The organism is Psychrobacter sp. A3 (genome assembly GCF_028823565.1).
Classification (GTDB): Bacteria; Pseudomonadota; Gammaproteobacteria; order Pseudomonadales; family Moraxellaceae; genus Psychrobacter; species Psychrobacter celer.
Genome location: NZ_JAPEHS010000099.1, coordinates 1 through 8,575, shown reverse-complemented (window position 1 = coordinate 8,575; position 8,575 = coordinate 1). Strand labels below are relative to the sequence as shown.

The 8,575-nt window shown below is 47.0% G+C and carries 9 protein-coding genes; 4 read left to right on the top strand and 5 right to left on the bottom strand.

Translation table 11 applies throughout. The features are described from left to right. Nucleotides 1-175 precede the first annotated feature (175 nt). Nucleotides 176-838 carry a DNA glycosylase gene (locus NK638_RS11005; RefSeq protein ID WP_274633055.1) on the bottom strand — a complete coding sequence of 221 codons (663 nt, stop codon included), beginning with the start codon at nucleotides 836-838 and terminating at the stop codon, nucleotides 176-178. A 446-nt stretch (nucleotides 839-1,284) separates the two neighbouring features. Between NK638_RS11005 and upp the strand changes: the two genes are divergently transcribed. Further along, nucleotides 1,285-1,932, top strand: coding sequence for a uracil phosphoribosyltransferase (gene upp / locus NK638_RS11000; protein ID WP_105244246.1), 648 nt, complete (start codon nucleotides 1,285-1,287; stop codon nucleotides 1,930-1,932). A gap of 73 nt (nucleotides 1,933-2,005) precedes the next feature. Beyond that, on the top strand, nucleotides 2,006-2,758 hold the full coding sequence (locus NK638_RS10995; RefSeq protein ID WP_274633054.1) for an SDR family NAD(P)-dependent oxidoreductase: 753 nt from the start codon (nucleotides 2,006-2,008) through the stop codon (nucleotides 2,756-2,758). Nucleotides 2,759-2,782: 24 nt separating this feature from the next. Here NK638_RS10995 and NK638_RS10990 read toward each other — a convergent pair whose 3' ends face one another. Then, on the bottom strand, nucleotides 2,783-3,433 hold the full coding sequence (locus NK638_RS10990; protein ID WP_274633053.1) for a hypothetical protein: 651 nt from the start codon (nucleotides 3,431-3,433) through the stop codon (nucleotides 2,783-2,785). Nucleotides 3,434-3,620: 187 nt separating this feature from the next. Between NK638_RS10990 and NK638_RS10985 the strand changes: the two genes are divergently transcribed. After that, nucleotides 3,621-4,598 (top strand): alpha/beta fold hydrolase, encoded by a 978-nt coding sequence (locus NK638_RS10985; protein WP_274633052.1) that lies wholly within the window; start codon nucleotides 3,621-3,623, stop codon nucleotides 4,596-4,598. A gap of 67 nt (nucleotides 4,599-4,665) precedes the next feature. Here the strand turns inward: NK638_RS10985 and NK638_RS10980 are convergent, their stop codons facing one another. The 3 genes from NK638_RS10980 to tyrS are packed head-to-tail and all read right to left on the bottom strand — an operon-like array spanning nucleotide 4,666 to nucleotide 6,765. Next, nucleotides 4,666-4,905, bottom strand: coding sequence for a DUF1653 domain-containing protein (locus tag NK638_RS10980; protein WP_274633051.1), 240 nt, complete (start codon nucleotides 4,903-4,905; stop codon nucleotides 4,666-4,668). A 31-nt stretch (nucleotides 4,906-4,936) separates the two neighbouring features. Continuing rightward, entirely contained in the window at nucleotides 4,937-5,515 is a 579-nt protein-coding gene (locus NK638_RS10975; protein ID WP_274633050.1) for a GNAT family N-acetyltransferase, read from the bottom strand. Between the two features lie 38 nt (nucleotides 5,516-5,553). Next, nucleotides 5,554-6,765 (bottom strand): tyrosine--tRNA ligase, encoded by a 1,212-nt coding sequence (tyrS, locus tag NK638_RS10970; protein WP_274633049.1) that lies wholly within the window; start codon nucleotides 6,763-6,765, stop codon nucleotides 5,554-5,556. Nucleotides 6,766-7,020: 255 nt separating this feature from the next. Here tyrS and NK638_RS10965 point away from each other — a divergent pair, with 255 nt between their 5' ends. After that, nucleotides 7,021-8,415, top strand: a complete 1,395-nt coding sequence (locus NK638_RS10965; protein ID WP_274633048.1) for an anhydro-N-acetylmuramic acid kinase — start codon at nucleotides 7,021-7,023, stop codon at nucleotides 8,413-8,415. Nucleotides 8,416-8,575 lie beyond the last annotated feature (160 nt).

Below are 8,575 nucleotides of genomic sequence, written 5' to 3'. Positions count from 1 at the left end.
CAAGGGGCCAGACTTATTAATTAAGAGATTATTTGGCATGATGATTGATACTTGATATATATCAAACAGTTAACAGGGGAAATAATTTACCGCTAATCTCAATTACTCTGCTTTAGCGTTTAGCCCTCTTGGTTTTCAGACGACGTTATTCTATCTATGCTTCTTTATGTATCCTTTATAGCTTGCCCATTTTTTCAAAAAAAGCTTTATAAGCGGCGATTTTTTTGTCTAACGCCAAAGGATAAGCGCGTGAGGTGGAGGGCAGGCGATATAAGGTCAGCTCTTTGACGGCCGGGTCTTTGTCATGATGCTGCCAACGATAAGGATACTGCATGCTTTGATTGGTCTTAGGATGCTTGGATTTGGCGGGTGGCTCCGCTAGTAGGCTTAGCAAGACCTCAGTTGCTTTGCCGCCAGTGGTAAAAAGCGTCTTAACCTTTGGTACTTGCAGCAAGATATTATCTAAATCTACTGGGGTAACGACGGTTAGGTGTTTGTCCGACGCATTTCCGGTCTCACGAATGGCTTGCTTTACCGTCGGGCACGAGGCAATACCACGATCAAACATAAAGTCGCGAATACGCTCAGGATCAAAACGCTTTTCGCCCTCTACTCTAAAGTAATCAATATCGTCAAAAAACACGCCACCATAAATACGCCACATATCATTATAAAAGTTTGGATAGTGAAAGCGCATTGCCCATTTATCAGCGGTCGGTGGAAACGTGCCCATCATCATTACACTGGCATTTGCAGGCAGTACTGGGGCAAACGGATGGGTTTCTACTTCTAAAGCATCGTCTTTTGACAATGCTGTGTCGATTTTTGTATGAGACATGGGATGCTGGTTGCTAGTTGGTTGATTGGTCATAAGATTCTTCATCAAAAAAGCGGTTTTTTTGGTATCATAGCAGGCCTAAACACTACTTCACCGACCCTGACGTCATATAGTCATCCATAATAGTAAAACATAGTCGATTTAATACAACATAGCATCCTCATTGATGCGCTCAATACGTGGCCGCTTACCATAACAATTCAACTTTGTTGGTAATATTTTGCGCGGTAAGCATGTTGTGATAACTCTATATATGTCGCCATTTATGTAGTCAAAGAGAATCGTACTGTCAAGAGATAAAAACTCTAGGCGCGGTTGTTAGGTAGGCTAAGCTTACTGTGGATGCGCTAAAGGCGGGGTAACGTGTGGTAAGTGTTTGTATCTTTTATACTAATGGCAACCGCAGCGACTGCGCAAGCATCAGACCCAAAACCAAGAGAGTACTTATGAGTGACTTAAAAATTACTGTAATCGATCATCCGCTAGTCCGTCATAAACTCAGCCTAATGCGCGAAAAAGACTGTAGCACTTATAAATTTCGTACATTAACCAAAGAGCTTGCGCGCTTGATGGCGTACGAAGCAAGCCGTGATTTTGAAATTGAGACCTTCCCAATGGAAGGCTGGTGTGGTGAAATCACAGGTGAGCAAATCATCGGTAAGACGGCAACCATCGTACCTATCTTACGTGCAGGCATTGGCATGCTAGATGGGGTACTCGATTTAATCCCTACGGCCAAAATCTCTGTCGTCGGCTTACAACGTGACGAAGAAACCTTGCAGCCTGTGCCTTTCTTTGAAAAGTTCGTCAGCCACATGGACAAGCGCCCAGCCCTAATCATTGATCCAATGCTAGCCACAGGTGGCTCGATGGTCGCAACCATTGAGATGCTAAAGAAAAACGGCTGTACCAATATCAAGGCGTTGGTATTGGTAGCGGCTCCTGAAGGGGTGCGTTTGGTCAACGAAGCACATCCTGATGTGACTATCTATACCGCTGCGTTAGACAGCCATCTAGATGAGCACGGTTACATCATCCCAGGTCTAGGCGATGCGGGCGATAAGATTTTTGGTAAGCAGTTATCTAATAGATAAGTCTCATTAGGGTAAATAAAGCCGTCATCAAAATCATGGCAACAGCAGACAACATCAATAATAAGGATAGATCATGAACGTATTGATTACAGGAGCAAGTGCTGGATTCGGTAAAGCGCTGGCGGAGAAGTTAGTAGCACAAGGCCACCGCGTCATCGGCTGTGCTCGGCGCCTGGATAAACTAAACGAGATGGCAGAGACTTTAGGTGAGCTGTTTTTGCCAGTCGTTATGGATGTCAGCGATACCCAGTCTATTGCTCCAATTATCGCTGATCTGCCAAAAGACTTTAGTCAAATCGATGTTTTGGTAAATAACGCTGGGCTAGCGCTCGGCACCGAGCCTGCCCATGAGGCAGATCTCAATGACTGGATGCGTATGCTCGATACCAATATCAAAGGTCTGGTGGCGCTGACCCACGCTGTACTACCTGCGATGGTGGCACGCGACAGCGGTTATATCATCAATGTCGGCTCTATCGCTGGCAGTTGGCCATACTTTGGCGGTAATGTCTATGGTGCGACCAAAGCCTTTGTCAAACAGTTTAGCTTAAATCTGCGCGCGGACTTAGTCGGTACGCAGGTGCGCGTCACCAATCTTGAACCAGGTAATGTCGCGGGCACTGAATTTTCCAATGTGCGCTATCATGGCGATGATGAGAAAGCGGCCAAAGTCTATGACGGCTTTAAAACCATGACCGGTGAGGATATCGGCGATATTTTATTGTGGTTAATTGAATCGCCCGCCCATATCAATGTCAATCGCTTGGAAGTGATGCCAGTGGCGCAAACTTATAATGGTTTGACCATTGCGAAGCAAGGCCGTTAAAAGCTTAGCCGGCCGTTTTGCTCTCTAACGTAACTCATAAGACCGAAGCAATATAGTCTCATCTATGTTGCTTCTTTTTTTGGGTTGAATTTGGGTTTCTTTGACCAGCGTTAACTGCTGAAAGTCCAAAATCAGCACTTCATTCCGAATGCGCTCACTGGTGCGCTTATTATGGCGAATAGGAAACCCTAAGAGGTGTTTGCCGACGATGGTTAGCTGATTGACTACCATCTGTGTAGATTGCACAGCACGGCTACTTGGCTGCGCATCGATGATAGCAGTCGCAGGATTGACCGTGGTGGTTAGCAGCTTGGTTTGTCGTACCTGCTTTGGCATATCACCTGCAAAAAACAGCACTTGCCCCAGCGGTAAATACTGCGCATGACGCGTCAGCTCACGGCGAAATAATGCGGGCATATCGGTATTAAAGCTGTCCTCGCTTTGCCGATAAAAAGCGGTAAAGTTCCGATGCAAATAGCGGCCAAACACACTGCTATTGATCCAGTCCTGATACACCTCATTGGCTAATAACTGTTGTGTAAAATCCCGAGCATCAGGCATGCTCTCTGCGCTTAGCATCGCAACTAGTAGCGCCTGCGGGGTCGCAAAAGTTTGTTGCTGCCAGACCTGTGGATACAAACTACTATCAAGCAAGGCTAACGTCGATTTGCTCATACACTCTTCCTTTATGTCACTGATGATCATTGATCGGCCGCTCATCCCTTAACCTGCTCGCCGCTATTACCGCTAGGCATTTTTTATGCTATGGTCAGTTTAATTGTTTTAATATAGCAGGGTTTTATCAGTGACAAAACGTTTGCGTCAGCGCGATGCTCTGCTCTGCAACAAGGTATCATACCTGATGAAAACCAACCTATTTGCTGTGCCGCGCCCTGCTTTGTTCAATCAGTATCAGCTGCATACAAAAAACATCGAGGTGGCAAAAGGCACGCTGCTACCCATGTCAGTTATCGGCCACGGCAAGCCGGTGCTACTGCTCCATGCGTACGGGATGGATGCACGTGAGTTTTTGCCATTCATCCTGCCTTTGCTCGGTCACTATACGTTTTATCTGCCGCATTTACGCGGGTTTGGAGCCGCAAAGGATATCGAGTTGAGTGAGTTTGATTTTTTGCGGCAATACGCCGATGACCTCCATGTCGTCATTGAGCAAATTTGTTTGGCACGCAACATAGACGCATTGCCCGTCGCCGCCATCTCGATGGGTGCACAAGTGATGTGGGCGTATTTTTCGCGTTATGGCAGCGCAAGAGTCAGTCGTTATTTAAACATCGACCAAAGCCCTGCGATTCATAACCAGCCTGACTGGCAAGGCGGTTTGTTTGGTACGCGGCAGCGCGAGGTGTTTGCAGTCTTTCATGAGGTGGTGAATATGACGCTGCCGTATATTCAGCTCGAGATTTTTACCCACCTGCCCTTTGCGCTCAAGCGCCGCATCACTGATGTCGAGCGACAATTTTCCTTACTATCCGTCAACCGCAGACGCTCAAAAGCGTTTATACAAGCGATGACTTATAAGAACGATCCTAAGCTTGCGCTCTATGATCACCGCATTTGGCAGCATAAGATGCGCTGTTTGCAAGCATACTTAAATCTGGAGTACGACTTTCGGGCGGTGATAGAAAAAGTCACCATTCCAGTCGTGAACTTAATCGGAGGTCGCTCACAGCTCTATGACGCTAAGTGGCAGCAGCAGGTGACGCAGATGCTACCCAGCGCCACAGAAATCGTTTTACCGCACTCAGGTCATGCGGTACCGATGGATGAGCCCGTTAGGTTTTATCAGGTATTAAGAAAGTTTTTCGGGAATGAGCTATAAGTAGAAATGGAAAAGCGACTCCATCAGTCACTCTTTTTTGATTAGAAGTTGTCAGAAATTTTTAAGCTTAATCCGCTAGCACTTTAATCAGCTCAAAGCGTGGTATTTCTCTGCCTTCTCGCATAATGGTCTCAGCAAACATCGCCAACGGCCGCACCCAAACGCCATACTCACCGTAAAGACAGCGATAAACGACTAAGGCTTCTTCGGTTTCGGAATGATGCGCGGTGTGCAGCACTTGGTACAGATTACCTTTGTAGTGGCGGTAGATGCCTTGGGCTACCGTACTTTGAATTTGTTGAGACATAAACCACTCATTTATATTGATAATTAAAAGATTAATAGATACTTTGTACTTTTGCTGTAAGCTTAGACTTGATGTCTGCCCATTCAGAATAGATCATGCTATACATCACGGTATCTGAAATAACGCCGTCACGGCGTACTCGATTGCCACGGATCACGCCATCTTTTTTAGCACCTAAGCGCTCGATGGCTTGTTGTGAGCGATGGTTGTCAATATCTGTACGCCAGCCTACAGTTCGATATTGTAGCGTTTCAAATACATAGGTGAGTAGCATGAGCTTACAAGTCGTATTCACATGCGTGCGCCAATACGATTTGGCATACCAAGTATAGCCAATCTCTAATCTTTTGGTAGTCGGCAAAATGTCATGGAAGCTGGTTGAGCCAATCGCTTTACCAGTACGCTCATCAATGACGGCAAAAGCTTGTCTATCCGTCATTGAATCTGCAACATTAATATAATCAATGACCTTGTCTGGCTCAGGTACAGACGTCACGTTTATTTTCCACAGCTCACCATCTTGGCAAGCCTCAACCAAGTCAGCGGTATGATTTAGCGTTAATGGTTCAAGGATAATGCCATTGCTTGATAACGTAACCCGTTCTAGCATTTATCTCTCCTCAAGCCATTATTGATGTGAGCAATCACTTAAGCAACCGTCACTTTCGCATAAGCCTTTTTACCGGCCTGAATGACGACTGTTTGTCCTGAAGTCAGGCTAAAGCCTGCATCGACCACTTCGCCATCAACTTTTACTGCGCCGCGTTTGACCATATCTTTAGCCGCTGAGTTGTTTTTGGCAAGGGCTGCTTGGTTCAATATTTGCGTGATAAATAACGCATCCGCGCCTTCTAGCTCCAACGTCACCTCTGGCAAATCGACTGGCAGCTCACCATCAGCAAGTACGTTGCCCGCTGACTTGTGCGCATTAGCAGCAGCAGCAGCATCGTGAAAGCGCTCGATTAACTCTTCGGCCAAGATACGCTTGATCTCTTGTGGATTGCGACCGTTTTCCATCTCTGTCATCAATGCTTCGACTTCTTCCATCGGCTTAAAGCTTAAAAACTCAAAGTAGCGACGGATTAAAGTATCTGGCATCGACAGCAGTTTTTGGTACATGGTGCCTGGGGCATCATAGATACCGACGTAGTTACCAAGAGACTTTGACATCTTATTGACGCCGTCTAGCCCTTCTAAAATCGGCACCGTGATACACACTTGCGGCTCTTGACCATAGCGACCTTGCAGGGTGCGGCCCATCAAGATATTAAAGGTCTGATCGGTACCGCCCAGCTCGACGTCGGCTTTGAGCGCGATTGAGTCATAGCCTTGCACCAATGGGTACAAAAACTCATGAATCGCAATCGGCGTTTGCGCCGCGTAGCGTTTGGAAAAATCATCACGCTCTAGCATACGCGAGACCGTCAGTTGGCTTGAGAGCTGAATCATATCGCCTGCTGACATGTCGTTGAACCACTCAGAGTTAAAGACAATCTTGGTTTTTTCTTTATCCAAAATCTTAAACACTTGCTCGGCATAGGTCTGCGCGTTGACTTTGATTTGCTTATCACTGAGCGGCGGACGCGTGGTGTTTTTACCAGAAGGGTCACCAATCTTGGCGGTATAGTCCCCGATGAGAAAATAAATCTCATGACCCAAGTCTTGAAAATGCTTGAGTTTATTAATCAATACCGTATGTCCCAAGTGCAGGTCAGGCGCGGTAGGATCAAAACCCGCCTTGATACGCAGCGGACGACCCAGTTTTAGCTTGGCAACCAAGTCCTCTTCTGAAAGGATTTCTTGCGTACCGCGCTGAATCAGGGCCAGTTGTTCTTCTAGAGTGTGGGTTTGAGTGGTCATGATGCTCTCTTTATTGTCTTTATTAAAAGGGTAACGCGTTTGGGCGAATGCTCCCGAGTGCCAAAGTACGATTAGCAGCGTCAAATTCGTTTAGTCTACTAGATATAGCATCTGCTCTATATTAGTACCTGCACTTGTTTTTCCTGCTACTGTTTTTCTTGCTACTCTATTTTTGCAAACGGGATTGACGTTTCGTAGCCAGTAAAAGATGTTAGAATTTGAGGGATATACTAGCGTTTTTTAAGGTAAATTGCCATGGCCAACCCTGTCCAGACCACGAATGATCCAGAAAGTAATCAGATTTTAGCGTCTGACCTTTTAACAGCTGACGAAAATGCCAATTATGCATCGCTCACTGATGCGTTAGAGCAAACGGTGTTTGAAAGCTTTGATGACGGTCTATATATCGGCATGATGTCTGGCACCAGCTTGGATGGGATGGACGCGGTGCTTTGTCAGTTTGCCGCCGACATGAGTCATAAAGAGCAGACCCAGCAGCCGATGCAGCTTTTAGCCACTTATAGCCAAGACTTCCCACCGCGCCTGCGCGAGGTGCTGCTTGCTCTGTGTCAGCCTAATGGTATTCAAGCATTGACGCCGAGTGCTGGTGAGCCAAACAACCAGCCAAATAGTGAGCTGGACTGGTTTGGCTGGGCAAGCAAAGCCTATGGCGAGTTTGCCAGCGAGGTGGTCAATAATTTATTGCAGCAGTCAAATACCGATAGCGAGTCGGTGCTAGCGATTGGCTGTCATGGGCAGACGGTACGCCATCGTCCACAAATGGGTTTTAGCTTGCAATTGGTCGATGCCAATGTCATCGCTGAGCGTACAGGTATCAGTGTGATCAGCGACTTTCGTCGCCGTGATATGGCAGTTGGCGGGCAAGGCGCGCCCTTGGTGCCAGCGTTTCATCAGGCATTATTTGCTGATCCTGATAGTACGCGCGTGTTATTAAACTTAGGCGGTATTGCCAATATTACCGTCTTGCCCGCCAGTGATCATGCTGCCAATGATTATACTGATAGTGGTTATGCTGACAATGATACGCCTGATAATCATAGCCATGTCGTTGGCTATGACACTGGCCCTGCCAACTTATTACTTGATGCGTGGACCGCGCTGCATACCGACAATGACTATGACGCAGGCGGTGCTTGGGCTCAGTCTGGCCAAGTAATAGAGCCACTCCTAAATCAGCTGCTAGAGCATCCGTTTTTTGCCAGATCTTATCCTAAGAGCACAGGGCGTGAGGAGTTCAACCTAGAGTGGCTACAAGAGGAGCTACAAAGGTTTGATCACGCATCGGCGCATATTCGTTACTCATCCGCTGATGTACAAGCGACCTTAACCGAGCTGACCGCCATTAGCGCCAGCGCGCAGATTCATCTGTTTGTACAGTCTCATAAAAACAGCGCGGTGTATGTCTGCGGCGGCGGCGCGCTAAATGATTACCTGATGACGCGGCTACAAGCACACCTGCCCCATTGTCATGTCACCACGACCGCAAGCTTAGGTCTGGATCCAGCTTGGGTCGAAGCCGTTGCCTTTGCTTGGCTGGCGCGGCAAACCTTGATGGGCGAAACCGGCAATCTACCTGCGGTAACAGGTGCCAAAAAGGGCGTGGTATTGGGTCAGGTATGTTTTGCCTAGTCGGTCAAATTTTAGTTTACATACGTACACTTATGTGTTTTATAATGACGGTTAAAATACCTTCTTTTTAGGATCGCACGTACAGGATATATCGCATGAGCCAACATAGCAGTTCACCGAACGCGCAAGCCGCCCCTTCTAATGCTGGCACTACCCAGCA

Coding starts and splice junctions, on each gene's coding strand:
- NK638_RS11005 (WP_274633055.1), bottom strand. CDS start 838: ATGTCTCATACAAAAATCGACACAGCATTGTCAAAAGACGATGCTTTA.
- upp (WP_105244246.1), top strand. CDS start 1,285: ATGAGTGACTTAAAAATTACTGTAATCGATCATCCGCTAGTCCGTCAT.
- NK638_RS10995 (WP_274633054.1), top strand. CDS start 2,006: ATGAACGTATTGATTACAGGAGCAAGTGCTGGATTCGGTAAAGCGCTG.
- NK638_RS10990 (WP_274633053.1), bottom strand. CDS start 3,433: ATGAGCAAATCGACGTTAGCCTTGCTTGATAGTAGTTTGTATCCACAG.
- NK638_RS10985 (WP_274633052.1), top strand. CDS start 3,621: ATGAAAACCAACCTATTTGCTGTGCCGCGCCCTGCTTTGTTCAATCAG.
- NK638_RS10980 (WP_274633051.1), bottom strand. CDS start 4,905: ATGTCTCAACAAATTCAAAGTACGGTAGCCCAAGGCATCTACCGCCAC.
- NK638_RS10975 (WP_274633050.1), bottom strand. CDS start 5,515: ATGCTAGAACGGGTTACGTTATCAAGCAATGGCATTATCCTTGAACCA.
- tyrS (WP_274633049.1), bottom strand. CDS start 6,765: ATGACCACTCAAACCCACACTCTAGAAGAACAACTGGCCCTGATTCAG.
- NK638_RS10965 (WP_274633048.1), top strand. CDS start 7,021: ATGGCCAACCCTGTCCAGACCACGAATGATCCAGAAAGTAATCAGATT.